The following is a 24,036-nucleotide window of genomic DNA, read 5'->3' as shown; positions in this document are numbered from 1 at the left end:
CGCCGGCTGCCGTCGTGCCAGTGAGGCGGGTGTTTTTTCCGGTATCGGACATGCGATGCTCCGTCATGGCTTGACCGCAGGTGAATCGGGGGAACACAGGACCGGCGCGGGGCGGCACTCATCCGCCATACACACGATCCGCCAGGTACGCGAATGCAATCGGACGCAGGCTGCGGACCGCCGCCCTGGCGCGATGCACGATTGTCCCGCGCGACGGCACGTTCCACTGCGCGTGCTGCAATACCGACCGCATGATGACATCCTCCTTTGACGCTTGCATTCAACGTGCATCCCGCACGTCGGCTCGATGCCGATCCATGGTGAGGATTCTATATAAATCTATCAATTATTTGAATTTAATAAATTGTATCTATTTGATAGGGAAAAATAAACGGGGTCGCACGACCCCGTTCATCACGCTGCCACACACGCATGCACAACGCGCGTCAGTTCATCGTGGCCGGCATGTCGAGCTTCGCGACACCCGGCAGCTCGCACGCGGCAATCGCGTCGCTGATCGCGTCGATCGCCGGCATCCGCGTGAAGCTCTTGCGCCATACGAGCACGACGCGGCGGTCGGGCACCGGTTCGTTGAACGGCACGTACGACAACAGCTCGGCATCCGGGCCGTTCGCGCGCGGGCCGATCTCGGCGACCGACATCCGCGGCAGCACGGTGATGCCGACGCCGCTCGCGACCATGTGGCGGATCGTCTCGAGCGACGAGCCCTCGAAGGTCTTCTGGATGCCGTCGGCCGTCTGCGAGAAGCGCATCAGCTCCGGACACACGCCGAGTACGTGATCGCGGAAGCAGTGGCCGTTGCCGAGCAGCAGCATGGTTTCCTGCTTCAGGTCCTCGGCGTCGATTTCGTCGCGCTTCTCCCACGGATGGCCGGCCGGTAGCGCGACGACGAATGGCTCGTCGTACAGCGGCCGCACCATCAGGCCGGTTTCGGGGAACGGCAGCGCCATGATCGCGGCGTCGATCTCGCCCTGCTTCAGCAGTTCGAGCAGCTTCAGCGTGTAGTTCTCCTGCAGCATCAGGGGCATCTGCGGCACCCGCTGGATCATCTGCTTGACGAGCGTCGGCAGCAGGTACGGCCCGATCGTGTAGATCACGCCGAGGCGGAACGGGCCGACGAGCGGGTCCTTGCCCTGCTTCGCGATCTCCTTGATCGCGAAAGTCTGCTCGAGTACGCGCTGCGCCTGGGTGACGATCTGGTCGCCGATCGGCGTCACGCTCACTTCGCTCGCGCCGCGCTCGAAAATCTGCACGTTGAGCTCGTCTTCGAGCTTCTTGATCGCCACCGATAGCGTCGGCTGGCTCACGAAGCACGCTTCGGCCGCACGGCCGAAATGCCGCTCGCGCGCGACTGCGACGATGTATTTCAATTCAGTCAGCGTCATTGTGGGTCAATCAGAGATATACAGGCGATAGGTTTAATTTATACACCTGTTGGCACCGGTTCGCCAAGTTTCTCTGCATCGCGATGCGTCGATCGGTGGCGTTCGATGCGGCCCCGAGCCGGTGGATCAGGCCTTCAGGTACTGCTCGCGCGCGCCGAGCCAGCGCGCCAGATGCTGCGTGACGACCTCGGGATACGCGGCAATCAGCCGCGCCGCGGCCTCGCGGGCCGGCTCGATCAGCCAGCCGTCGGTCTCGAGGTTCGCGAAGCGCAGCATCGCCGCGCCCGACTGGCGCGCGCCGAGGAATTCGCCCGGCCCGCGGATTTCGAGGTCGCGCCGCGCGATCTCGAAGCCGTCGGTCGTCTCGCGCATCGTCTTCAGCCGCTCGCGACCGGCGATCGACAGCGGCCCGGTGTACAGCAGCACGCACACCGACGCCGCGGTGCCGCGCCCGACACGGCCGCGCAACTGGTGCAGCTGCGCCAGGCCGAAGCGCTCCGCGTGCTCGATCACCATCAACGACGCGTTCGGCACGTCGACGCCGACCTCGATCACGGTCGTCGCGACCAGCAGCTGCACTTCGTTGCGCGTGAACGCGTCCATCACGGCCGCCTTGTCGGCCGGCGACAGCCGGCCATGCACGAGGCCGACCTTCAGTTCGGGGAGCGCGGCGGCGAGCGTCTCGTAGGTTTCGACGGCCGTCTGCAGCTGCAGCGTCTCGCTCTCCTCGATCAGCGGGCACACCCAGTACACCTGGCGCCCGGTCAGCGCGGCCTCGCGCACGCGGGCGATCACCTCGTCGCGCCGCGCGTCGCCGACGAGGCGCGTGAGCACGGGTGTGCGCCCGGGCGGCAGCTCGTCGATCGTCGACACCTCGAGGTCCGCGTAGTACGTCATCGCGAGCGTGCGCGGGATCGGCGTGGCCGACATCATCAACTGGTGCGGCTGAAAGTCGCGCGCGCCGTTGGCCGCATTCGCCGCCTTCGCGCGCAGCGCGAGACGCTGCTCGACGCCGAAACGGTGCTGCTCGTCGACGATCACGAGGCCGAGCCGCGCGAATTCGACCGTATCCTGGATGATCGCGTGCGTGCCGATCACGAGCTGCGCGGTGCCGAGCGCGGCCGCCTCGATCGCCGCGCGTTTCTCCTTCGCCTTCAGGCTGCCCGCGAGCCACGCGACCTTCACGCCGAGCGGCTCGAGCCACGCGCGCAGCTTGCGCGCGTGCTGCTCCGCGAGGATTTCGGTGGGCGCCATCAGCGCGGCCTGGTAGCCGGCGTCGATCGCCTGCGTGGCGGCCAGCGCGGCGACGACCGTCTTGCCGCTGCCGACGTCGCCCTGCAGCAGGCGTTGCATCGGGTGCGCGAGCGTGAGGTCGTGCGCGATTTCGTCGACGACGCGCGCCTGCGCGCCGGTCAGCGTGAACGGCAGCGCCGCGTAGAAACGCGTCGTCAGCGCATCGGCATCGGCCGCGCCGCGGCGCGGCATCGCGGGCGCGGCGCGCGTGCGGCGCTCCTCGTGCGCCCGCTTGAGCGACAGTTGCTGCGCGAGCAACTCCTCGAACTTGATGCGCGTCCACGCCGGATGCGAGCCGTCCATCAGCGCCGCTTCGTCGGAATCGACGCGCGGATGGTGCAGGATGCGCACCGCCTGCTCGAGCGTCGGCACGTCGAGCGGCTTCAGGTAATCGCGCTGGATCTCGGGCGGCAGCAGTTCGGGCAGCGGCGTGCGCTCGACCGCGTTCTCGATCGCCTTGCGCAAGTACGCCTGCGATACGCCGGCCGTGCTCGGATAGACGGGCGTGAGCACCTGCGGCAGCGGCGCGTCGGCTTCGACGACGCGCACGGCCGGATGCACCATCTCCATCCCGAAAAAGCCGCCGCGCACGTCGCCGCGCACGCGCAGCCGCTGGCCGACGGCCATCTGCTTGACCTGCGACCCGTAGAAATTCAGGAAGCGCAGCACGAGCTGCTCGCCGTCGTCGTCCTGGATCTTCACGACCAGCTGGCGGCGCGGCCGGTAGGCGACCTCGTTGTCGAACACGACGCCTTCGGTCTGCGCGATGCCGCCCGGCAACAGCTCGCCGATCGGCGTGAGCGTGGTTTCGTCCTCGTAGCGCATCGGCAGATGCAGCACGAGATCGATCGAACGCGTGAGGCCGAGCTTCGCGAGCTTGTCGGCGGTTTTCACTGGCTTGTCGGCGGCCGGCTTCTTCTTGCGCTTCGCGCCGGCCGCGCCTGCTTCGTCGCTCGCGGCGGCGGCGCCGTCGGCCTCGGGCGCGGCCGCCGCGGGCTGCGCGAGCCGGCCGTCGGCGCCGCGCTTCGGGCTGGCGCGGCGCGCGCCGGGGCCCGCTGCGGGCGGCGCTAACGAGCCGGCATCGTCCGCGTCGAACGGATCGGCGGAATCGGCGACGGCAGCGGGGGAACGGCGTGGTGACACAGGCATCGGATCGTCTGGGTGCTTCGCAAGGCAAGTACAATAGCGGCTTTCACGTCGTCCGAACGAACGACGCCGGCCAGGCCGCGCATCCCGTCATCATAGCGGCTCGCGCGCCCCGATTACGCGTTTCCGCCCTGCCGGCGACGCCCGCCGGCCGCTTCGAACCAGCCCGCATGTTCACGCTTTCCGATTTCGATTTCAATCTGCCGCCCGAGCTGATTGCACAAACCGCGCTGCCCGACCGCACCGCGAGCCGCCTGCTCGAGGTGGACGGCACCGTCGAGCCCGCCCGCCTCGTCGACCGCCATTTCACCGAGCTGCCGGCGTGCATCGCGCCCGGCGACCTGCTCGTGTTCAACGATACCAAGGTGCTGAAGGCGCGTTTCTTCGGCCAGAAGGCCAGCGGCGGCAGGATCGAGGTGCTGATCGAGCGCGTGACGGGCACGCACACGGCGCTCGCGCAGATCCGCGCGAGCAAGTCGCCGGGCGCCGGCACGACGCTGCGTCTGGCCGATGCGTTCGACGTGACGGTCGGCGAGCGCGTCGAGCCGTTCTTCACGCTGCACTTTCCCGCGCCGTGCCTCGACCTGATCGAGCAATACGGCCGCCTGCCGCTGCCGCCGTATATCGAGCACGATCCCGACGCGACCGACGAAACGCGCTACCAGACGGTCTACGCGAGCAACCCGGGCGCGGTGGCAGCTCCTACGGCCGGGCTGCATTTCGACCAGCCGCTGCTGGAGAAGCTCGACGCGATGGGCGTCGAGCGCGCGACGCTGACGCTGCACGTCGGCGCAGGCACGTTCCAGCCGGTGCGCGTCGAGAACATCGCCGAGCACAAGATGCACAGCGAGTGGTACGACCTGCCGCAGTCGCTCGTCGACAAGCTCGCCGCGACGCGTGCGCGCGGCGGCAACGTGATCGCGGTCGGCACGACGTCGATGCGCGCGCTCGAAGCCGCGGCGCGGTCGGCCGACGAAGCCGGCCGCCCGCTCGCGGCGACGCAGGCCGAGACCGACATCTTCATCACGCCCGGCTATCGTTTCCGCGTGGTCGACCGGCTCGTCACGAATTTCCACCTGCCGAAATCGACGCTGCTGATGCTGGTGTCCGCGTTCGCGGGCGTCGAAACGATCCGCGCCGCGTACCGGCACGCGATCGAAGAACGCTACCGGTTCTTCAGCTACGGCGACGCGATGCTGCTCACGCGGCGCGACACGCCGGAGGCGCCGGGCGCGTAAGCGCGGCGTGCGCGATCACGCACCGGCCTGCGATTGCCCGCAGCCGTTGCGCGCCTCGCGCTGTTACCCCGTTTTCCCGCCGTACGCGCTACGATGGCGCGCACCCGCTTTCCCCGCCGCCGGGTGGCCGGCGGCGTTTCCAACATGCGCCGAACTGTTCTTCGGTGGCAAGGAGAATGACGCGATGACCGAAGGTTCATCCCACGATACGCACGCTCATCCGAGCGCCCCCGTGCAGGACCGCCCCGCCAACGGGCTCGAATTCGAACTGCTGACGACCGACGGCCACGCGCGCCGCGGCCGCGTGAAGCTCAACCACGGCACGGTCGAGACGCCGATCTTCATGCCGGTCGGCACGTACGGCACCGTGAAGGCGATCCAGCCGCGCGAGCTGCACGAAATCAAGGCCCAGATCATCCTGGGCAACACGTTCCACCTGTGGCTGCGCCCGGGCCTCGACACGATCGACGCGCACGGCGGCCTGCACGGCTTCATGGGCTGGAACAAGCCGATCCTGACCGACTCCGGCGGCTTCCAGGTGTTCTCGCTCGGCGACCTGCGCAAGATCACCGAGGACGGCGTCACGTTCGCGTCGCCGATCAACGGCGACAAGCTGTTCCTGTCGCCGGAAGTGTCGATGCAGATCCAGAAGGTGCTGAACTCGGACATCGTGATGCAGTTCGACGAATGCACGCCGTACGCGACCAACGGTGTGCCGACGACGCACAAGGAAGCGGCCGACTCGATGCGCATGTCGCTGCGCTGGGCGAAGCGCTCGCTCGACGAATTCAACCGGCTCGGCAACCCGAACGCGCTGTTCGGGATCGTCCAGGGCGGGATGTTCGAGGATCTGCGCGACGAATCGCTCGCGGGCCTCTCGGAACTCGGCTTCCACGGCCTCGCGATCGGTGGGCTGTCGGTGGGCGAGCCGAAGGAAGACATGATGCGCGTGCTGCGGCACGTGGGCCCGAAGCTGCCGGCCAGCAAGCCGCACTACCTGATGGGCGTCGGCACGCCGGAGGATCTGGTCGACGGCGTCGCGAACGGCATCGACATGTTCGACTGCGTGATGCCGACCCGCAACGCGCGCAACGGCTGGCTGTTCACGCGCTTCGGCGACGTGAAGATCCGCAACGCGACGCACAAGAACTCGCTGAAGCCGCTCGATTCGACCTGCACCTGCTACACGTGCCAGAACTTCTCGCGCGGCTACCTGCATCACCTGCACCGGGTCGGCGAAATCCTCGGCGCGCAACTCAACACGATCCACAACCTGCACTACTACCTGCAACTGATGAGCGAGATCCGCGACGCGATCGAAACGCATACGTTCGACGCATTCCGGCAGCGCTTCGCGGAGGATCGGACGAGAGGGGTCGACTGACGGTAAATTCGCACACGGCGCGCGCGATCTTCCATCACCATCGAGTTGCGCTTATGCCGAAAAGCCGGCCTGCCGCGTGCCGGGCACGCTCCCGTGTCACGCGGCCGGCCGAAGCCATGCCTCGAACGCCGCTCGATAGCAATCCGTACCCCCGACATTCGGCCGGCCGATGAGTCGATGCGCACTCTTCTGCAGCACGCCGGAGTCGAGATCCGCTTGTCGCCCTGACAAGTCAGTCCGCACCGCAACATGAAAAGCGCGCACAAGCGTCTCGTTCGCCATACATCCTTTTTTATAAGCTGATCCACTTCAGGAACTTCCCCCAGAGCCCTTGCTTGTCCCGCGGGTCTTCATCCCTTCGTCCCAACGAGATGTAGTCGAAAATAAAATCCGAGACACCCTCTATGGTTAGCGGGAAATCGTCCTCGATGAACACCGGGATATTAAAATGCTTGAACGTCATCGTTATGAACATCGTAATATCATCGTGATCAATTTTGAAATCGCCGAGAATATCCGTATCTTTTGATATCTCGCTCCGCTCAACAAACCCAATCTCCCTGACAAAAATATCAATCACCGTCTCGATGATCTCCTTTTTAGACGGCACCGGTCGAGCTTCAGCTTCCATATCTCGCGTCATACGCACACTTGCCAATAACCACTGCGTCGATCACCCCCAGAGCAATAGCACCATACCCGGAAGCGCGTCCAACAACTCCGAATACACGAATCGTACCCAGAGTTTTCCGGGCAAGTCTCGCCGCCATGGAGCCGGAAGGCAATACCAATCTCGGGAAAAATTTGAGACCCACACTACTGACAATATTCGTGTATTTACTGGCCCTTGGATGCACCATGTGTCCAAGAAGTTTTTTATGGATCGGCATTCCAGCCACACCCGTCAAAACAGCCGAGCCTGTTAGACCATAATGATCTTTCGCACACTCCCACAGATCCACCCCGAGGGACGCTTCCGGTTCAGGCAATTCAGACGACGGGGAAAATGACAATACCTCGTAGCCAACATGATTTTCGGCTGGTGCAACAACAATCGCGCCGACATTACCGGGATGCCGACTCAAATCGACGAACAAGCGAGACAGATCGGGGCGAAATCCATTGATTCGTTCACGATTTATTTCGTCGATGCCCTGAATCACGGCGGAACGAAGCGACATCTGCACCTCTACTGTCAATTATCCTGACATCACCGTAACCGAAATTCCATCTCGAAAATAGCGAGATCCCATTACGCGCCGATCCAGCCCGGTGGCGAGGGGCGAATCGCTCGCGGGCCTGTCGGAATGCCCGCCGCTACCCGTTGCCGGTCTGCTCGCGGTGAGGGCTGATCGAGTACGTCTCGAACGACATCGGCCTGTCCGACTGCACGATGCCGCCCGCCACGCGACACACCGGCATTCGCCGCGGCGAGTCGATGCAAGCCGTAGTACCGTCCGCGCAGCACGGCTCGCGCCCTGCGGTTCGTCGCCGCAATCGACCAAACGGTCGAGACCCATATGCTTGACGCGTTCCACATAACGTCGGCCGGCCGACCAGGTGGCCAGCAAGAATAGGACTAGTACTAAAAACGCGCCGACATCTATCAGTCCAGATCGCCAAACATTACAATTACCTTCCATATCAGTCGCAACGTCGCCGGCTCGCACTTTAAGCACTTGATCTCAAAGCGCATGTGTCGCTCCGTTGCGGCATGGGGCCGGTGGTAGAATGACCGGCTTATTTTTCGATCTTCCCCTACGGAGAGACCAACGTGCCGTTCATTTCCAATGCCTTCGCGCAAGGTGCCGGTGGCGCCGAATCGAGCCTGATGAGCTTCCTGCCGCTCATCCTGATGTTCGCGGTGCTGTACTTCATCATGATCCGTCCGCAGATGAAGCGCCAGAAGGAACACCGCAACATGCTCGCGGCCATGGCGAAGGGCGACGAAGTCGTCACGAGCGGCGGCCTCGTCGGCAAGGTGACGAAGGTCACCGAAGGCTACATCGGCGTCGAAATCGCCGAAGGCACCGAAATCACCGTGCAGAAGGCTGCCGTCACGACCATTCTGCCGAAGGGCACGATCAAGTCGCTGTAAGGCCTTCACCGAGCGTCCGGCTCCCCGCGCCGTGCCCGCCTGAGAGAGCGGGCCGCCGCGGCGCCGGACGCGACGCTTTCACGCCAACCACCCGTTCGGCCCCCTCATGAATCGTTATCCACTCTGGAAATATGTCGTGATGGTCGTGGCGCTCGCCATCGGCCTTCTGTACACATTGCCCAACTTCTTCGGCGAAGCGCCGGCTGTGCAGGTGTCGAGCGGCAAGGCCACGGTCAAGCTCGACTCGACCACGCTGACCCAGGTCGAATCGGCGCTCGCGTCCGCGCAGATCAAGCCGGACGACATCACCTTCGAGAACACGGCGACCAGCGCGAACATCCGCGTGCGCCTGAAGGACACCGATACGCAGCTGCGCGTCAAGGACCTGCTGCAGAAATCGCTGAACACCGACCCGAACGATCCGCAGTACGTCGTCGCGCTGAACCTGCAGAGCGCGTCGCCGCGCTGGCTGACCGCGCTGCACGCGCTGCCGATGTATCTCGGCCTCGACCTGCGCGGCGGTGTGCACTTCCTGCTCCAGGTCGACATGACGGGCGCGCTCACGAAGAAACTCGACTCCGACGCGTCCGACGCACGCGCGCTGCTGCGCGACAAGAACATCCGCGACGGCGGCGTGAGCCGCGTCGAGCAGTCCGTGGTCGTCAACTTCAGCGATGCGCAGACGGCGGAAGATGCCCGCAAGGTGCTCGCCGCGTCGATCACCGAGCTGCAATGGGCGACCCAGCCCGGCGGCGGCGGCACGCAGGTGGTCGGCACCTTCACGCCGGCCGTGCAGAAATCCGTCGAGGACGCCGCGCTCAAGCAGAACCTGACGACGCTGCACAACCGCGTCAACGAACTCGGCGTGTCCGAGCCGATCCTGCAACAGCAGGGCAGCGACCGCATCGTCGTCGAGCTGCCGGGCGTGCAGGACACCGCGAAGGCGAAGGACATCATCGGCCGCACCGCGACGCTCGAGGCGCGTCTTGCCGATCCGATCAACACGCACCCGAACCCGAACGACCCCGTGCCGCCGGGCGAGGAGCTGTTCACGCAGGGCAACCAGGCGCCCGTGCTGCTGAAGAAGGACGTGATCTTCACCGGCGACCGCATCATCGACGCATCGGCCGGCTTCGACGAACACCAGCGTCCGTCGGTCAACATCCGCCTCGATTCGGCGGGCGGCCGCGCGGTGCGCACGGTGTCGCGCGAGAACATCGGCAAGCCGATGGCGATGGTGCTGTTCGAGAAGGGCAAGGGCGAAGTGCTGACGGTCGCGACGATCCAGTCCGAACTCGGCGACCGCTTCCAGATCACGGGCCAGCCGACGCCGCAGGCCGCGGCCGATCTCGCGCTGCTGCTGCGCGCCGGTTCGCTCGCCGCGCCGATGGACATCATCGAGGAACGCACGATCGGCCCGAGCCTCGGCGCCGACAACATCAAGATGGGCATCCACTCGGTGATCTGGGGCTTCTGCGCGATTGCCGTGTTCATGATCGCGTACTACATGCTGTTCGGCGTGGTATCGGTGATCGGCCTGTCGGTGAACCTGCTGCTGCTCGTCGCCGTGCTGTCGCTGATGCAGGCGACGCTGACGCTGCCCGGTATCGCGGCAATCGCGCTCGCGCTCGGCATGGCGATCGACTCGAACGTGCTGATCAACGAGCGCGTGCGCGAAGAACTGCGCGCCGGCCAGCCGCCGCAGCTCGCGATCCAGGCCGGCTACGCGCACGCGTGGGCGACGATTCTCGATTCGAACGTCACGACGCTGATCGCCGGCCTCGCGCTGCTCGCGTTCGGCTCGGGCCCGGTTCGCGCGTTCGCGATCGTGCACTGCCTCGGCATCCTGACGTCGATGTTCTCCGCGGTGTTCTTCTCGCGCGGGATCGTCAACCTCTGGTACGGCGGCCGCAAGAAGCTGAAGTCGCTCGCGATCGGCCAGGTGTGGAAGCCGGAAGGCGCGGCCGCCGCGTCGTTCACCGACGCGGACGAATCGACCGACACCGCGCGCGCCGCGAAGCTCGCCGCCCCGGCGAAGGGCAATGCGCCGCGCGCCGGCAAGCCGCAGTTGCGCAACCGCGCGCAGCAAGGCGTGTCGCCGAAGAAACCGGGCTCGACCCAATAAGGCCCCGGAGACGAAGCCATGGAATTTTTCCGCATCCGTAAAGACATTCCGTTCATGCGGCACGCGCTGGTGTTCAACGTGATCTCGCTGGTCACGTTCCTCGCCGCCGTGTTCTTTCTGTTCCACCGCGGGCTGCACCTGTCCGTCGAATTCACCGGCGGTACGGTGATCGAGGTGCAGTACCAGCAGGCCGCGGAGCTCGAACCCGTGCGCGCGACGCTCGGCAAGCTCGGCTATGCCGACGCGCAGGTGCAGAACTTCGGCACGTCGCGCAACGTGCTGATCCGCCTGCAGTTGAAGGAAGGCCTCACGTCCGCGCAGCAGAGCGACCAGGTGATGGGCGCGCTGAAGGCGCAGAGCCCGGACGTCACGCTGCAGCGCGTCGAGTTCGTCGGTCCGCAGGTCGGCCGCGAGCTCGCGACCGACGGTCTGCTCGCGCTCGCGTGCGTCGTGATCGGCATCGTGATCTACCTGTCGTTCCGCTTCGAATGGAAGTACGCGGTGGCCGGCATCATCGCCAACCTGCACGACGTCGTGATCATTCTCGGCTTCTTCGCGTACTTCCAGTGGGAGTTCTCGCTGGCGGTGCTCGCGGCGATCCTCGCGGTGCTCGGCTACTCGGTCAACGAGTCGGTCGTCATCTTCGACCGGATCCGCGAGACGTTCCGCCGCGAACGCAAGATGAGCGTGCAGGAAGTGATCAACCACGCGATCACGACCACGATGTCGCGTACGATCATCACGCACACGTCGACGGAAATGATGGTGCTGTCGATGTTCTTCTTCGGCGGCCCGACGCTGCACTACTTCGCGCTCGCGCTGACGGTCGGCATCATGTTCGGCATCTACTCGTCGGTGTTCGTCGCGGGCTCGCTCGCGATGTGGCTCGGCATCAAGCGCGAAGACCTGATCAAGGAAAAGAAGACCGCGCACGATCCGGACGATCCGAACGCGGGCGCGCAGGTTTGAGCGCTGCGCGGTTTCGGCGGATATACGAAGGCCGGTCCTGTTGGACCGGCCTTTTTTCATGTGGGCGTCGCCGCCCTCTTCTCGCGACGCGACGGCACGGGCGGCGGGCTACGGTATCGTGCCGGCATGGCTCGTGCCGTCGCGTCGCGATGGGGACATGGCCCGCTATTTCAACGGTAAGTCAGACACCGCGTCGCGTAGTTGCGCGGCGCGTCTGTTGTTGAGTTCTGCAACACAGGCCAGACGCTGCATCTCAAGTGCATTGCCTATAGCACCTCCGCCCAATGAGGAGACGCCAATCACTCCGTTCGAGCATTCGCCGCGCAGTTCGCGCTCACTCTGAACCCAGGTATCCGGCGCGGCTATGGAGATGATTGGAAAAGTAATAGCCGCGACTAATAATACGATTTTTCGCATATTCGCCCTGTCCTGCATTGCATCGCCTTCAATGCGCAGTTGGCTTTGCCGCATAAGTGAAACCACCACCCGGCGCGCCGGATGCGAACCGGCTCGTGCCCGTCCCGTTCCCGCACGCGAAGGTCGCTCGGTCGACGAGCGCGGCGCTGCCGCCGCGTGAAATCGGCACGACCGTCGACTCGCAACTCCGGCAAGCGCTCGATGCGCTGGTAGGGCGCGCGATTGCGAAGGTTGATGCGAAACCATGGTCGATGCCGGCGAAGCCGGTCTGCGAATCGGAAGGTAATCCGTCTACATGATTCCGGCTTCCAACTCAATCTGGCCCGGTCATCGAGCACGACAATATTTGCCTTTCTGGTAACGGTGAATTACTCCATTCCGGTAAATCTCTTTTCCGAAACCCTTCCAAAGATTGGTAGCCGCTCACGTTCCAGTTGTAGCCGCTTGCTCGCTCAACTTCTACGACAGAGTAACGGCATCGACTACTGCGATTCTTCAAACGAAAGACTATTCGCTCCTGGTCGCCATCGAATTTCTTCTCCAGAATTTCGTAGGGGGACGACTTGCAGATGCTGTAGCTTGAATTCCACTCGATCGTCTTAGCGCGTACATAGAGTGCACCCGAACAGGCTCTGCCGGTTCCCTGGAAGTTGCCTGTAAAAGCGTTGTCGGCAGCGACTGTCGCACTCCAGACACCGCCAGGAGAGGTGGACGCCGCCAAGACCATGAGCACGCGCCAATTCATGCGCGCTACTTCAGTGGCAAGTCAGACACCGCGTCGCGTAGTTGCGCGGCGCGCCTGTTATTGAGTTCTGCAACACAGGCTAGCCTCCTCATCTCAAGCGCATTGCCAATGGCGCCCCCGCCCAATGCCGAGGCGAATGCGCATTGCGCTTCACGGTATTTCACGAAAGCTTTCTTCGACGCGGCCAGCCTTGTCGTGGCCAGACTGATGAACTTGGAGTCCTCATCCCACTTGGCAAACGCATTACGCACCTTTTCTTCGGCACGCCTCAGCTCGACCTCACTGTCCTCCTGCTTCCGCTGCAAACACTCTCTTACGCCAGTCACTCCATTCGAGCATTCGCCGCGCAGTTCGCGCTCGCTCTGAACCGAAGTATGCGAGGCAGCTATCGAAACGAGCGGAAAGGCAACAGCTGCAACTAAAAATACTATTCTACGCATATCGCCCCCGTCCTTTTCTGCATCGCCTTCAATGCATAGTCGAGTTTTGCCGCGTAATTGAAATCGCCTCCTCCGTTATAGCGTTGTGCTATCAACGTTGTGGAGATCTGTCGCCAGCTTGTGATGACGCGTTGCACAGACGCTTTCTGATACTTCAACGTCTGCCCAGGTCGTAGAACGGCAGCGGTCGGATTGAACTTTCTCAGCGTATCTACTGTGCTTGCTTGCGCCTTTGCAATCTTGTCGAGGTTATCGCCTGGCTTAACGATGACCTCATAGATTTTGACATCGACGTTCGACACGCTGCGGTACTCATAATGAGCCGTTTTCATCAGCAAGTAACCGATCCCCGCACGAATGTTATGTGCCGGCATGCTTCGGACCGACCCCATCGTCAGTTGTCCCTTCCAGGCCGGTGGCAGAATCAAGTCGCCACCCTCGTTTCCCGACAGCAAGGATGACAGCCCTGGATCGCCAGGAACGCCGATGCGCATCGGCCTGATGTTCCATTCCGAGTTAGCCGGACCGGATTCGACCCATAACATTGCCTTGACAAGCTGCCAATCCAACGGCCTATACCCAGCTATCCCGGAAAGATGACGGTTGTACTCATCAACTGCCATCCGGATTTCGCAATCCCAGGAATCCCATTTGGCATCTCCGGCCGCCTTGTCAATGCCGTCCTGCCATTTCTCGAAACCTGTCTTCGCTGGTGCTTGAATCGCCATATCAGTCCTTTCCGGTCAATTGCCGGGTGGTGTGCGAGATATCCCGCAAGACTCTACAAAGCACGGGACAAAATCGCCATAAGACGTGACTGAATTTTGTAAGGCTCATTCCGAGCCAGGGGCAATCGCTGAAACATCACCAGCCGAAAAAGGCGGCGCATGGCGGCATGGTTGGCAGCACATAAAAACCACCGCCCGCCTCACCCAAGCCTCACCGGAACCCGAACCGCCGCCGCAGCACCACCAGCGCCCCGAGGCTCAGCACGGCCGCGAACATCAGGTAGAAACTCGGCGCGGTCTTCATCCCGGTTTCGCGGATCAGCCATGCGATGATGAACGGCCCGAAGCCGCCGAAGATCGTCACCGCGACGTTATACGCGAGCGACATCCCGGTCGTGCGCGTCTGCACCGGAAACACCTCGGACAACAGCCCCGGCAGCGCCGCGAAATAGCCGGTCATCAGGAACGCGAGCAGCACCTGCAGCGCGATCAGCGTGCCGAAACCCGGATGCGCGACCAGATACGCGAACGCCGGATAGATCAGCACGAGAATGCCGACGGCCGGCGCGATCATCACGCGCACGCGGCCATAGCGATCCGACCAGTGGCCGACGAGCGGCGCGAACGCCATCTGGATCACGCCGACGACGAGAATCGCGGCAAATGCGGCCGACGGCGCGAGGCCGAGCTGCTTCACGCCGTAGGTCGGCATGAACAGCACGAGATAGGTCGCGACGGTGCCCAGCACGACCACGCCCATCGCCGCGACGAGCCGCGCCTTGTGCGACGCGAACGTATCGCGCAGCGGGCTCGCGGTGCTTTCGGCCGCGAGGAATTCGGGCGTCTCGTCGACCTTCGCGCGGATGTAGTACGCGACCGGCCCGAGCAGCAGCCCGAAGAAGAACGGCACGCGCCAACCCCACGCAGCCATCTGGTCCGCCGTGAGCTGCGCGTTCAGCACGGTGCCGAAGCCGGCCGCGAGCAGCGTCGTGAGCCCCTGGCTCGCGACCTGCCAGCTCGCGAAGAAACCGCGCCGCCCGGGCACATGCTCGGCGAGGAACGCGGTCGCGCTGCCGAACTCGCCGCCCGCCGAGAAGCCCTGCATCAGCCGCGCGGCGACGAGGATCAGCGGCGCCGCGACGCCGATCGTCTGGTAAGTCGGCAGCACCGCGATCACGAGCGTACCGGCCATCATCAGCAGGATCGACAGCGTGAGCGCGGCCTTGCGGCCCGCGCGATCGGCGTATGCGCCGAGCACGATCGCGCCGAGCGGCCGCATGAAGAACGACACGCCGAACGTGCCGAGCGTGAGCAGCAGCGACACGGTGTCGTTGCCGGCCGGGAAGAACAGCTTCGAGATCGTCACCGCGAAAAAGCCGTAGACGACGAGATCGAACCACTCGAGCGCGTTGCCGATCGACGCGGCGACCACCGCGCGCCAGACGCGCGGCGACGAAGCCATGGAGCTGGACTGCGTGACGGCATGCATCGGCGATCTCCTTGTCGTTGTACGTTCTGTTCGATGTTCGAGGCGGCCGACGTCGCGCCGTCGGCCTGCCCGGCGCCGCATGGCCACATGCGACGTTCGGGCGATTATAGGCGCGCAAAAAAACCGCCGCGCCCCGGTAACGGGAGCGCGGCGGTTTGCCCGCGGGGGGCCGGCGCGATGGCCGGCCGCGTCGGGGAATATTACTGCTGCTTGACGGCTTCGGCCGTGATCAGCAGCTTCGTCTTCATCTTGAAGCCGTACTGCTTGCCGTAGTCGAGGCCGAAATCGTCGCGGCTGAATTCGCCGACCGCGTCGACGCCGCACACTTCACGCTTGAGCATCGGGTGCGGCATGCACTTGAACGAATCGATCTTCAGCGTGAGCGGCTTCGTGACGCCATGCAGCGTCAGGTTGCCGACCACCGACACCGGCTTGTCGCCGTCGAACTTGATCGTGCCCTTGTAGTTCGCCTGCGGGAACTTCGCCACGTCGAAGAACTCGGCCGTCTGCAGGTGCTCGTCGAGCTTCGCGCTGCCCGTGTGGATCGACGCGATGTCGGTCGTCACGTCGACCGTGCCGGTCTTCGCCGCGCGATCGAGCGTCACGGTGCCGCTCGACTTGTCGAACTTGCCGCGCCAGACCGACAGGCCGCCGAAATGGTCGGCCTCGAAGCTCGGGTACGTGTGGCTCGGGTCGAACTGGTACGTTGCGCTTTCGGCGAAGGCCGAGAACGACAGCGAAGCGGCCAGCGCGCCTGCGGCGATGATCAGATGCTTTTTCAAACTTTTTCTCCTGGAAACGGCGCCGCGCCCTCGCGCGGCATTCAGTTGAGGCGGCAACCAGCCGCTTACTTCGTGGCGACGAGATGGAACTTGATCTGCACTTCGTCCGCGACGATCGACGTGTCCTTCCACTCGCCGGTGCCGACGTTGAAGGCCGAACGCTTGATCGGCAGCACGCCGTCGAACGTCTGCGTCGCGCCGTTTTGCGCGACCGTGACAGGCACCGTGACAGTCTCGGCCTTGCCCTTGATCGTCAGCTTGCCGGTCACGTTGTACTTGTTGCCGCCGGCCGGCGCGATCGCCGACGACACGAAGGTCGCCTGCGGATAGGTCTTCGCGTCGAACCAGTCCTTGCCGGCGACCTGGTCGTTGTACATCTTGTCGCCGAGGTCGAAGCTCGCGACGTCGATCGTCATTTGCGCGCTGCCCTGCGCGGCTTTGGCCGGGTCGAACTTCACCTGCGCGGAAAACTTCTTGAACGCGCCTTCGGTCGGCACGTTCATCTGCTTCGACACGGCGGACACCTTGCTCTTCGCGAGATCGACGTCGGCATGCGCCGCGCCCGACGCGACAAGCGCCGCCGCGGCGAACGCGGTCAGCATGGAGCGGGAGAAAGACACTTTCATGGGATCCTTCATTTGGCAAAGGGAAGCATGCGCGACAGCAGGCCGTCGCGGTCCAACAACTGGTGCTTGAGCGCCGCGAGCACGTGCAGCGAAACGAGCGCAAGCAGAATGTAATTCAAAGTCACGTGCAGCGTCTTGAAGGTTTCCTTGAGCGCCGGATCGGGGTCGATCAGGCGCGGCAGCGGCACGATGCCGAGATAGACGACCGGGATGTTCGACGCCGAGCTGTACAGGTAGCCCGTCGCCGGAATCACGATCATCAGCACGTACAGCAGCATGTGCACGCCGTGCGACGCCGCGCGCTGCCACGCCGGCGTGTCGCCCGGCAGCGGCGGCGGCACGTGGGTCGCACGCCACAGCACGCGCACGACGGCCAGCGCGAACACCGTCACGCCGATCCACTTGTGCCACGAGAAGTACTTCAGCTTGGTCGGCGTGAAGCCGGGGATGTCCGTCATCACCCAGCCGAGCGCGAAGCCGCAGACGATCAGCAGTGCGATCAGCCAGTGCAGCGCGATCGCGGTATGCGCGTAGCGTGCCGGCACGGCCGGCGGGGATTTCGATGCCATCGTGGGTTCCTCAGTTCAGCGAACGGCTGCGCCGGTAAATTCGTCCGACGCATGTCAAGGGCGCCATGCTACCGCAACCTTTTGACGCGCGCGGACTCTGAGGACAGGCGCGCCAGCCGGCTGACGGCTTCCCGTCATGTTACCGATCGGTCACGCAGCACACGATCCTTGACCCATCGAAAAAGCCCTTTTGGTAAGATTGGCGCGGGTTCCGGCCCCGTCGACGCGTCCCCGAGCCGCCGCAACACCGCCTTTTCCATGCAACGATACGACCTGATTGCCTGCCACGAATGCGACGCACTGTTGCATAAACCGCGTCTTCACGGTCGCGAGATCGCGCGCTGTCCGCGCTGCGACGCGCTGCTCTATCGCAACAGCACCACGCAGATCGAGCGCATCACCGCGCTCGCGGTCGCGGCGCTCGTCACGTTCATCATCGCGCAGGCGTTCCCGATCCTGGAAATGGACCTGAACGGCACGCGCGTGCAGACGACGCTGATCGGCGCGATCGACACGCTGTGGCATCAGGACATGGCGGCCGTCGGCGTGATGGTGTTCTGCTCGACCGTGCTGTTCCCGCTCGTCGAGATGGCCGCGCTGCTTTACGTGCTGCTGCCGATCCGCCGCGGCGTCGTGCCGCCGGGCCTGAACCTCGTGCTGCGCACGATCCAGCTCGTGCGGCCGTGGGGGATGATCGAGGTGTTCATGCTCGGCATCGTAGTCACGATCGTGAAGATGGTGAGCCTCGCGCGCGTCGTGCCCGATGCGGCGCTGTTCGCGTTCGGCGCGCTCACGCTGATGACCGCCGTCGTGCTGATGTTCGACCCGCGTACGGTATGGGACATAGCCGACGACCTGCGCGCCGGCCGCGCGCCCGGGCGGCCCGACGCCGCCGCGCCGCTGCCGGACGCGCCCCGCCGATGACGAGCCCCACGCCGACCGCCGCCCGCGAGGGTTATGCCAGCTGCCACGCATGCGGGCTCGTGCAGACGATCGACCAGCCGCACGCGCATTGCGCGCGCTGCGGCAGCGCGCTTCACGTGCGCACGCCGAACAGCATCATGCGCACGTGGGCGCTGCTGCTCGCGGCCGCGATCCTGTACATTCCGGCGAACCTGCTGCCGATCATGCGCACGTCGTCGATCGTCGGCTCGCAGCAGGACACGATCATGAGCGGCGTCATCTATTTCTGGACGTCCGGCGACTGGCCGCTCGCCGTGGTCGTGTTCGTCGCCAGCATTCTGGTGCCGATGCTCAAGCTCGGCGTGCTGACGATCCTCGCGACGAGTGCGCAGCGCCGCGCCGCCTGGCGGCCGCTGCAGCGCACGCGCCTGTACCGGATCGTCGAGCGCATCGGCCGCTGGTCGATGCTCGACATCTTCGTCGTGACGCTGACCGTCGCGCTCGTCCATTTCCGTTCGCTCGCCGTCATCACGGCCGGCCCCGGCGCGCTCGCGTTCGGCTCGGTCGTGATCCTGACGATGCTCGCGTCGATGCAGTTCGATCCCCGCCTGATCTGGGATCCAGTCGAAACCTCAGGGAATCACCATGAATAATCCACAAGGCCCGCAGCAAGACGCGCCCCGGCCGCCCGATCCGGCGATCTCGACGAAAAGCGGCTGGCTGCCGTCGCTCGTCTGGCTCGTGCCGCTGATCGCCGCGCTGATCGGCATCGGCCTCGTGATCAAGTCCGTGCGCGAGCGCGGCCCGGAAATCACGATCAGCTTCCACAGCGCCGAAGGGCTCGAGCCGGGCAAGACCCAGGTCAAGTACAAGGACGTCGAGATCGGCATGGTCAAGACGATCAAGCTGTCGAAGGACCTGTCGCGCGTGCTGGTCCAGGTGCAGCTCAAGAAGGAAGCCGAGGACTTCGCGGTCAAGGGCTCGCGCTTCTGGATCGTGCGGCCGCGCGTCGGCGCGACCGGCGTGTCGGGGCTCGGCACGCTGCTGTCCGGCGCATACATCGGCGTCGACGCCGGCCACGGCCAGGACACGCTGACCGACTTCACGGGCCTCGAGACGCCGCCCGCCGTCACGGGCGACCAGAAAGGCACGCAGTACGTGCTGCGCGGCGATTCGCTCGGCTCGGTCGACATCGGCTCGCCGGTCTACTACCGCCGCGTCCAGGTCGGCCAGGTGGTCGGCTTCTCGCTCGACAAGGACGGCACGGGCGTCACGTTCAACGTGTTCGTCAATGCGCCGTACGACCAGTACATCGGGATGAACACGCGGTGGTGGCAAGCGAGCGGCGTCGACTTGCGGCTCGATTCGAGCGGCCTGAAGCTGAACACGCAGTCGCTCGCGACGGTGATCCTCGGCGGCATCGCGTTCCAGACGCCGCCGAACCAGGGCACCGGCACGACCGCGCCGAACAACACGACGTTCCGTCTCGGCTCCGACGAAGGCGACGCGATGCGCGACCCGGACGGCCAGCCGCTGCAGGTCGTGATGAACTTCAACCAGTCGCTGCGCGGGCTCGCCGTCGGCGCGCCGGTCGACTTCCGCGGCATCGTGCTCGGCGAGGTGACGAACATCGGCATCGACTTCGATCCGAAGACGAAGAACTTCCTGATGCCGGTGACGATGAACGTGTATCCGGAACGCCTCGGCCGCCGCTTCCGCGAGACGATCGAGAGCAAGGGCGAACCGGCGCGCCGCGAGATCGTCGAGCGGCTCGTCCAGCACGGGCTGCGCGGCCAGCTGCGCACCGGCAACCTGCTGACGAGCCAGCTGTACGTCGCGCTCGACTTCTTCCCGAAGGCGCCGGCCGCGAAGATCGACACGGCCCGCCAGCCGTTCGAGCTGCCGACCGTGCCGAATACGCTCGACGAGCTGCAGCTGCAGGTCGCCGACATCGCGAAGAAGCTCGACAAGGTGCCGTTCGACCAGATCGGCGCAAACCTGAACAGCGCGCTCGCGAACGCCGACAAGCTGTTCAAGCAGCTCGACACGCAGGTCGCGCCGCAAGCGCGCGACACGCTGTCGGCCGCGAAGCAGACCTTCTCGACCGCCGAGGCGACGCTGCAGCAGGATTCACCGCTGCAGTCCGACGTGCGCGGCGCGCTGAAGGAGCTCACGCGCACGCTGCAATCGCTGAACGCGCTCGCCGATTATCTCGAGCGTCACCCCGAATCGCTGCTCAAGGGCAAGCCAGGAGATCAACCATGACGACGACACGCGTGAACGGTTTCGCGAGCGGCGCGGCGGCAGCACTCGCCGCACTCGCGCTCGCCGCGTGCAGCTCGCCGCCCGCGCGGTTCTACACGCTCAGCCCGGCCGACGCCGCGGCGCCGCTGCGCACCGCGCCTGCCAACCCGGCGTTCCTGATCGAGGTGCCGTCGGTCGGCGTGCCCGAGCAGGTCGCGAAGAACCAGCTGGTCGTGCAGAAGAACGCCGCGCAGGTCGACGTGCTCGAGCAGGAACGCTGGGCGTCGCCGCCCGCCGACGAGATCCGCCGCGCGCTGTCGGACGATCTCGCCGCGCAGCTCGGCACGATCGACGTCGCGAATTCCGCGTATCCGGCCGGCGTGCCCGTATACCGGATCAGCGTGAACGTGCAGCGCTTCGAGTCGTGGCCGGGCAAGCGCGCCGCGCTCGACGCCGTGTGGAGCGTGCGCTCGCTCGCCACGCAGGCCGTGATGACCTGCCGCACGAGCGTCGCGGAACCGGTCGCCGACGGCTACGACGCGCTCGTCGCCGGCCACCGGCGCGCGCTCGACGTGATTGCGACGCAGGCCGCGGCCGGCGTGCGCGCGATGGCCGCTCGCGGCGGCGCGGCGGCCGCGCCGGTTGCCGGTGGCAAGACGGCCGCCGCGCCGGTCGTGCCGTGTCCGGCCAACCCGACGTCCGGCGGCGACGCCGGCGCGACGGGCAAGTCGGGCGCATAAGCGAACGCAGGCGGCACGGGCGCGAACGTTCGACACGGCGCGGCGTTCGCGTGCGCGGTGTCGAACGGCGCGGCGCGTCCGGTCGCACGCGCCGGACACCGGCAGCGCGCCGCCGCAGCCCGCCTCGCACCTGCGTCCCATCGGCCGAAACGGCCGTTGACATTCTTTGTCAAAGCCGGCGGAACCCGCGCCATGCCAAGCGGTCGGCTTGCGTTTTCCGGCCCGATTGACGATCCTACGCACTTTCAGGCTTGCGCCGTTAGTCGTGCGCGCCAGCCAGCGGCGCCGGGCCGCGTTCAGCCCGACCGCCGTGCCTCCCGGCGCCCGCACGCGAATCGCGTGCACCGCGGCGGGGCAGCCGCATCGCGGGTCGCCGCGCGTCGTCCGGCCACCGGCCCCGTCTCACCCGTGCTCACCGGCGCCGCGCCGTTTTCCCGGCCGGCATCCCGAACCCGCCCGTCCCGGGCTTTCGCTATTCCGTTTATGTTTCGTTCCCTGACGACCCTGATCAAGAAGTGGCGCGCGTCGCGCAATGCCGGTCACCAGCTCGATGCGCTGCTCGCGCACGCCGACGCCGACGCGTCGTACGCCGAGCGCAGCGAATGGCTGATCGAGCTCGCGCACTGGCTGCGCCGCAACGGCACGGTGCAGGACGCGCCGGCCGCGCGCGACGCCGACACGCGCGCGTATCCGGCCCATGCGCGGCTGCGCTACCTGTTCCATGTGCTCGATCGCAACCCCGCGTGGAAAGCGCACGCCGCGCGCATCCTGCGCGGCATCCTGCGCGAGTGCGACGGCATCTCGCTGCTGTGCGACGCCGGCATGCCCGTGCATTCGGGCTTCTTCGGCGCGCTGTTCGAGCGGATCGACTCGTCGCTGATCCCGCCCGCGCCGAACCGCCGCGAGCTGTCGGCGCTGTTCACGCTGATGTTCCCCGCGCCCGAGGACGCGAAATGGATCGACGCGCTGCCCGACGACCTGCTCGCGCGCCTCGCCCGACTGCTGTCGTTCGACGTCACCGACGAAGAGCGCCACGAGCCCGGCTCGTTCTCGCGCGACCTGCTGGCCGCGCTGCACAACCTGACCTGCCAGATCAGCTCGACCGGCCTGTCGCAGACGGTGCGCAGCCGGCTGTCCGACGACGATGCGCGCAAGCCGCTGGAACGCCAGCCGCTCGAATCGCAGCCGTTCTACCGCCTGACGCGCGCGATGCTCGCGGTCGAGACCGCGCATGCGGCCGTCGAGGACGGCGGCGACCCGAGCAAGCTGCTGCACGAGGTCAACTACCTGCGCGTGCTGCTCGACGAATGCCGGATCGCCGTCGACGACGTGTTCGCGCACCTGTACCGCAACGGCGTGTCGGTCGACATCGTGTTCCAGGTCGAGCGGATGCGCATGCGCATCCTGCGCGCGGAAACGCTGCTCAACGCGTGGATGGCGCGCGACGACCTGCACGGAATGGCGCACCTGACGGCGGAGCTCGTCGACGCGAACCAGAACAGCCAGAGCGTCGCGCACCTCGTGCGCAGCAACTTCTCGCTGTTCGCGCGCAAGCTCGTCGAGACCAACGCGGACACCGGCGAACACTACATCTCGCGCGGCCGCGCCGAGTACCTGAAGATGCTGCGGATGGCCGCTGGCGGCGGCCTCGTCACCGTCGCGACGGTGTGCGTGAAGTTCGCGATCACCGGCGCGCACCTGCAGTCGATGCTCGAAGGGCTGCTCGCGGGCATCAACTACGCGGCCAGCTTCATGCTGATGCACTTCCTGCACTTCACGCTCGCGACCAAGCAGCCCGCGATGACCGCGCCGACGCTCGCGCGCGAGCTCGACGACACCGGCCACGACGACGGCGTGAAGGCGTTCGTCGCGTCGGTGATCGCGCTGATCCGCACGCAGGCGGCCGCGATTTCCGGCAACGTGCTCGTCGTGCTGCCCGTGTGCCTGCTCGTGCAGCTGTTCGCGGCCAACGTGCTGCACACGAACGTGATTTCGCCGGAGAAGGCGCACGCGACGCTGCATTCGTTCTCGCTGCTGGGCCCGACGCCGTTCTACGCGGCGCTGACGGGCGTGCTGCTGTGGGCGTCGAGCCTGCTCGCGGGCTGGGCCGACAACTGGTTCGTGCTGCACCGGGTCGGCGACGCGCTCACGTACAACCGCCGGCTGCGCCTCACGCTCGGCGCGGCCGGCGCCGCGAAGCTCGCGCACTTCTGCCGGTCGAACGTCGCCGGCGTGGTCGCGAACGTCGGTCTCGGCCTGATGCTCGGCCTCGTTCCGGCGATCGTCACCGTGTTCATGTTCCCGTTCGAGGTGCGGCACGTGACGCTGTCGGCCGGCTCGATCGGCGTCGCGCTCGGCGTACTGGGCAAGGGCGCGCTCGGCACGCCCGAGCTGTGGTGGGCCGCCGCCGGCGTGCTGAGCATGGCGATCCTCAACGTGCTCGTGAGCTTCGCGCTCGCGTTCACGATGGCCGTGCGCTCGCGCAGCCTGCGCCCGACCAAGGTGCGCGCGCTCGTCGCGGCGATCGTCCGCACGATGCTGTCGAATCCGCTGGCGCTGTTCTGGCCGGCCGGCAATCCGAGCACGCGCGTCGGCCAGCCGGGCGCGCACTGACCGGCGGCGAGGCGGCGGCGCCCGGCCGCCCCCCCTGCCTCGCCGCCCCTGCCGGCGCGCGCGAACGGCGGTTGCGCCGGC

22 protein-coding genes are annotated in these 24,036 nt (G+C 65.7%); 10 read left to right on the top strand and 12 right to left on the bottom strand.

All coding sequences use genetic code 11. The features are described 5' to 3' along the window. Positions 1 to 446: 446 nt before the first annotated feature. Together CFB35_RS03270 and recG are read right to left on the bottom strand one after the other, a co-directional pair. Positions 447 to 1,406 carry a LysR substrate-binding domain-containing protein gene (locus CFB35_RS03270; RefSeq protein WP_006754461.1) on the bottom strand — a complete coding sequence of 320 codons (960 nt, stop codon included), beginning with the start codon at positions 1,404 to 1,406 and terminating at the stop codon, positions 447 to 449. 126 nt (positions 1,407 to 1,532) lie between these two features. Then, positions 1,533 to 3,848 carry an ATP-dependent DNA helicase RecG gene (gene recG, locus CFB35_RS03265; RefSeq protein ID WP_089464553.1) on the bottom strand — a complete coding sequence of 772 codons (2,316 nt, stop codon included), beginning with the start codon at positions 3,846 to 3,848 and terminating at the stop codon, positions 1,533 to 1,535. Between the two features lie 167 nt (positions 3,849 to 4,015). Here recG and queA point away from each other — a divergent pair, with 167 nt between their 5' ends. Next, positions 4,016 to 5,083: a tRNA preQ1(34) S-adenosylmethionine ribosyltransferase-isomerase QueA gene (gene queA / locus CFB35_RS03260; RefSeq protein WP_089464552.1), complete on the top strand. Its 1,068-nt coding sequence runs from the start codon at positions 4,016 to 4,018 to the stop codon at positions 5,081 to 5,083. Positions 5,084 to 5,267: 184 nt separating this feature from the next. After that, a complete protein-coding gene (gene tgt, locus CFB35_RS03255; RefSeq protein WP_089464551.1) occupies positions 5,268 to 6,467 on the top strand; it encodes a tRNA guanosine(34) transglycosylase Tgt in 1,200 nt (399 codons plus the stop codon). Between the two features lie 292 nt (positions 6,468 to 6,759). On the opposite strand, the gene CFB35_RS03250 is transcribed toward tgt, so the two are convergent. Together CFB35_RS03250 and CFB35_RS34085 are read right to left on the bottom strand one after the other, a co-directional pair. After that, on the bottom strand, positions 6,760 to 7,098 hold the full coding sequence (locus CFB35_RS03250) for an acyl carrier protein (protein WP_143328689.1): 339 nt from the start codon (positions 7,096 to 7,098) through the stop codon (positions 6,760 to 6,762). After that, the gene (locus tag CFB35_RS34085; protein WP_124658310.1) at positions 7,088 to 7,648 is read right to left on the bottom strand and encodes a hypothetical protein; all 561 of its coding nucleotides are present in this window, start codon (positions 7,646 to 7,648) and stop codon (positions 7,088 to 7,090) included. Before CFB35_RS34085 ends, CFB35_RS03250 begins: the two co-directional genes overlap by 11 nt. A 593-nt stretch (positions 7,649 to 8,241) precedes the next feature. Here CFB35_RS34085 and yajC point away from each other — a divergent pair. The 3 genes from yajC to secF all read left to right on the top strand — a co-directional run bounded on the left by yajC (position 8,242) and on the right by secF (position 11,659). Further along, a complete protein-coding gene (yajC, locus tag CFB35_RS03240) occupies positions 8,242 to 8,565 on the top strand; it encodes a preprotein translocase subunit YajC (protein WP_006476868.1) in 324 nt (107 codons plus the stop codon). Positions 8,566 to 8,671: 106 nt separating this feature from the next. Continuing rightward, complete coding sequence (gene secD / locus CFB35_RS03235; RefSeq protein WP_059581177.1) at positions 8,672 to 10,690, top strand: protein translocase subunit SecD; 2,019 nt, start codon at positions 8,672 to 8,674, stop codon at positions 10,688 to 10,690. Positions 10,691 to 10,708: 18 nt separating this feature from the next. Then, entirely contained in the window at positions 10,709 to 11,659 is a 951-nt protein-coding gene (gene secF, locus CFB35_RS03230; RefSeq protein ID WP_059581175.1) for a protein translocase subunit SecF, read from the top strand. 165 nt (positions 11,660 to 11,824) lie between these two features. Here secF and CFB35_RS03225 read toward each other — a convergent pair whose 3' ends face one another. The 8 genes from CFB35_RS03225 to CFB35_RS03180 all read right to left on the bottom strand — a co-directional run bounded on the left by CFB35_RS03225 (position 11,825) and on the right by CFB35_RS03180 (position 17,455). Further along, positions 11,825 to 12,130 (bottom strand): hypothetical protein, encoded by a 306-nt coding sequence (locus CFB35_RS03225; RefSeq protein WP_089464549.1) that lies wholly within the window; start codon positions 12,128 to 12,130, stop codon positions 11,825 to 11,827. Positions 12,131 to 12,389: 259 nt separating this feature from the next. Then, a complete protein-coding gene (locus CFB35_RS03215; protein ID WP_226094209.1) occupies positions 12,390 to 12,821 on the bottom strand; it encodes a hypothetical protein in 432 nt (143 codons plus the stop codon). Between the two features lie 5 nt (positions 12,822 to 12,826). Beyond that, positions 12,827 to 13,261, bottom strand: a complete 435-nt coding sequence (locus tag CFB35_RS03210; protein ID WP_059581169.1) for a lysozyme inhibitor LprI family protein — start codon at positions 13,259 to 13,261, stop codon at positions 12,827 to 12,829. Continuing rightward, a complete protein-coding gene (locus tag CFB35_RS03205) occupies positions 13,249 to 13,989 on the bottom strand; it encodes a LysM domain-containing protein (RefSeq protein WP_059581167.1) in 741 nt (246 codons plus the stop codon). Before CFB35_RS03205 ends, CFB35_RS03210 begins: the two co-directional genes overlap by 13 nt. Before the next feature lie 211 nt (positions 13,990 to 14,200). Next, positions 14,201 to 15,478, bottom strand: coding sequence for an MFS transporter (locus CFB35_RS03200; protein ID WP_059581163.1), 1,278 nt, complete (start codon positions 15,476 to 15,478; stop codon positions 14,201 to 14,203). Between the two features lie 200 nt (positions 15,479 to 15,678). Continuing rightward, complete coding sequence (locus tag CFB35_RS03190; RefSeq protein ID WP_034187441.1) at positions 15,679 to 16,260, bottom strand: YceI family protein; 582 nt, start codon at positions 16,258 to 16,260, stop codon at positions 15,679 to 15,681. A gap of 65 nt (positions 16,261 to 16,325) precedes the next feature. After that, positions 16,326 to 16,886, bottom strand: coding sequence for a YceI family protein (locus tag CFB35_RS03185; protein WP_006482463.1), 561 nt, complete (start codon positions 16,884 to 16,886; stop codon positions 16,326 to 16,328). Between the two features lie 8 nt (positions 16,887 to 16,894). After that, positions 16,895 to 17,455: a cytochrome b gene (locus CFB35_RS03180; RefSeq protein ID WP_059581160.1), complete on the bottom strand. Its 561-nt coding sequence runs from the start codon at positions 17,453 to 17,455 to the stop codon at positions 16,895 to 16,897. A 258-nt stretch (positions 17,456 to 17,713) separates the two neighbouring features. Between CFB35_RS03180 and CFB35_RS03175 the strand changes: the two genes are divergently transcribed. From CFB35_RS03175 to CFB35_RS03150, 5 genes are all read left to right on the top strand, one after another. Beyond that, positions 17,714 to 18,379, top strand: coding sequence for a paraquat-inducible protein A (locus tag CFB35_RS03175; RefSeq protein ID WP_059581157.1), 666 nt, complete (start codon positions 17,714 to 17,716; stop codon positions 18,377 to 18,379). Continuing rightward, positions 18,376 to 19,011, top strand: coding sequence for a paraquat-inducible protein A (locus tag CFB35_RS03170; protein ID WP_059581155.1), 636 nt, complete (start codon positions 18,376 to 18,378; stop codon positions 19,009 to 19,011). The genes CFB35_RS03175 and CFB35_RS03170 overlap by 4 nt, the downstream gene beginning before the upstream one ends. After that, entirely contained in the window at positions 19,004 to 20,623 is a 1,620-nt protein-coding gene (locus CFB35_RS03165; RefSeq protein ID WP_089464548.1) for an intermembrane transport protein PqiB, read from the top strand. The genes CFB35_RS03170 and CFB35_RS03165 overlap by 8 nt, the downstream gene beginning before the upstream one ends. Further along, positions 20,620 to 21,342: a membrane integrity-associated transporter subunit PqiC gene (locus CFB35_RS03160; protein WP_059581149.1), complete on the top strand. Its 723-nt coding sequence runs from the start codon at positions 20,620 to 20,622 to the stop codon at positions 21,340 to 21,342. The genes CFB35_RS03165 and CFB35_RS03160 overlap by 4 nt, the downstream gene beginning before the upstream one ends. Positions 21,343 to 21,825: 483 nt before the next feature. Next, positions 21,826 to 23,955: a site-specific recombinase gene (locus CFB35_RS03150; RefSeq protein ID WP_059581147.1), complete on the top strand. Its 2,130-nt coding sequence runs from the start codon at positions 21,826 to 21,828 to the stop codon at positions 23,953 to 23,955. Positions 23,956 to 24,036: the final 81 nt, after the last annotated feature.

The sequence above is a fragment of the Burkholderia sp. AU16482 genome, assembly GCF_002223285.1.
GTDB lineage: Bacteria > Pseudomonadota > Gammaproteobacteria > Burkholderiales > Burkholderiaceae > Burkholderia > Burkholderia semiarida.
The sequence above is the reverse complement of the archived record's forward strand: the minus strand, read 5'-3'. Positions and strand labels throughout refer to the sequence as shown.

Coding starts and splice junctions, on each gene's coding strand:
- CFB35_RS03270 (WP_006754461.1), bottom strand. CDS start 1,406: ATGACGCTGACTGAATTGAAATACATCGTCGCAGTCGCGCGCGAGCGG.
- recG (WP_089464553.1), bottom strand. CDS start 3,848: ATGCCTGTGTCACCACGCCGTTCCCCCGCTGCCGTCGCCGATTCCGCC.
- queA (WP_089464552.1), top strand. CDS start 4,016: ATGTTCACGCTTTCCGATTTCGATTTCAATCTGCCGCCCGAGCTGATT.
- tgt (WP_089464551.1), top strand. CDS start 5,268: ATGACCGAAGGTTCATCCCACGATACGCACGCTCATCCGAGCGCCCCC.
- CFB35_RS03250 (WP_143328689.1), bottom strand. CDS start 7,098: ATGGAAGCTGAAGCTCGACCGGTGCCGTCTAAAAAGGAGATCATCGAG.
- CFB35_RS34085 (WP_124658310.1), bottom strand. CDS start 7,648: ATGTCGCTTCGTTCCGCCGTGATTCAGGGCATCGACGAAATAAATCGT.
- secD (WP_059581177.1), top strand. CDS start 8,672: ATGAATCGTTATCCACTCTGGAAATATGTCGTGATGGTCGTGGCGCTC.
- secF (WP_059581175.1), top strand. CDS start 10,709: ATGGAATTTTTCCGCATCCGTAAAGACATTCCGTTCATGCGGCACGCG.
- CFB35_RS03225 (WP_089464549.1), bottom strand. CDS start 12,130: ATGCGGCAAAGCCAACTGCGCATTGAAGGCGATGCAATGCAGGACAGG.
- CFB35_RS03215 (WP_226094209.1), bottom strand. CDS start 12,821: ATGAATTGGCGCGTGCTCATGGTCTTGGCGGCGTCCACCTCTCCTGGC.
- CFB35_RS03210 (WP_059581169.1), bottom strand. CDS start 13,261: ATGCGTAGAATAGTATTTTTAGTTGCAGCTGTTGCCTTTCCGCTCGTT.
- CFB35_RS03205 (WP_059581167.1), bottom strand. CDS start 13,989: ATGGCGATTCAAGCACCAGCGAAGACAGGTTTCGAGAAATGGCAGGAC.
- CFB35_RS03200 (WP_059581163.1), bottom strand. CDS start 15,478: ATGCATGCCGTCACGCAGTCCAGCTCCATGGCTTCGTCGCCGCGCGTC.
- CFB35_RS03185 (WP_006482463.1), bottom strand. CDS start 16,886: ATGAAAGTGTCTTTCTCCCGCTCCATGCTGACCGCGTTCGCCGCGGCG.
- CFB35_RS03180 (WP_059581160.1), bottom strand. CDS start 17,455: ATGGCATCGAAATCCCCGCCGGCCGTGCCGGCACGCTACGCGCATACC.
- CFB35_RS03175 (WP_059581157.1), top strand. CDS start 17,714: ATGCAACGATACGACCTGATTGCCTGCCACGAATGCGACGCACTGTTG.
- CFB35_RS03170 (WP_059581155.1), top strand. CDS start 18,376: ATGACGAGCCCCACGCCGACCGCCGCCCGCGAGGGTTATGCCAGCTGC.
- CFB35_RS03165 (WP_089464548.1), top strand. CDS start 19,004: ATGAATAATCCACAAGGCCCGCAGCAAGACGCGCCCCGGCCGCCCGAT.
- CFB35_RS03160 (WP_059581149.1), top strand. CDS start 20,620: ATGACGACGACACGCGTGAACGGTTTCGCGAGCGGCGCGGCGGCAGCA.
- CFB35_RS03150 (WP_059581147.1), top strand. CDS start 21,826: ATGTTTCGTTCCCTGACGACCCTGATCAAGAAGTGGCGCGCGTCGCGC.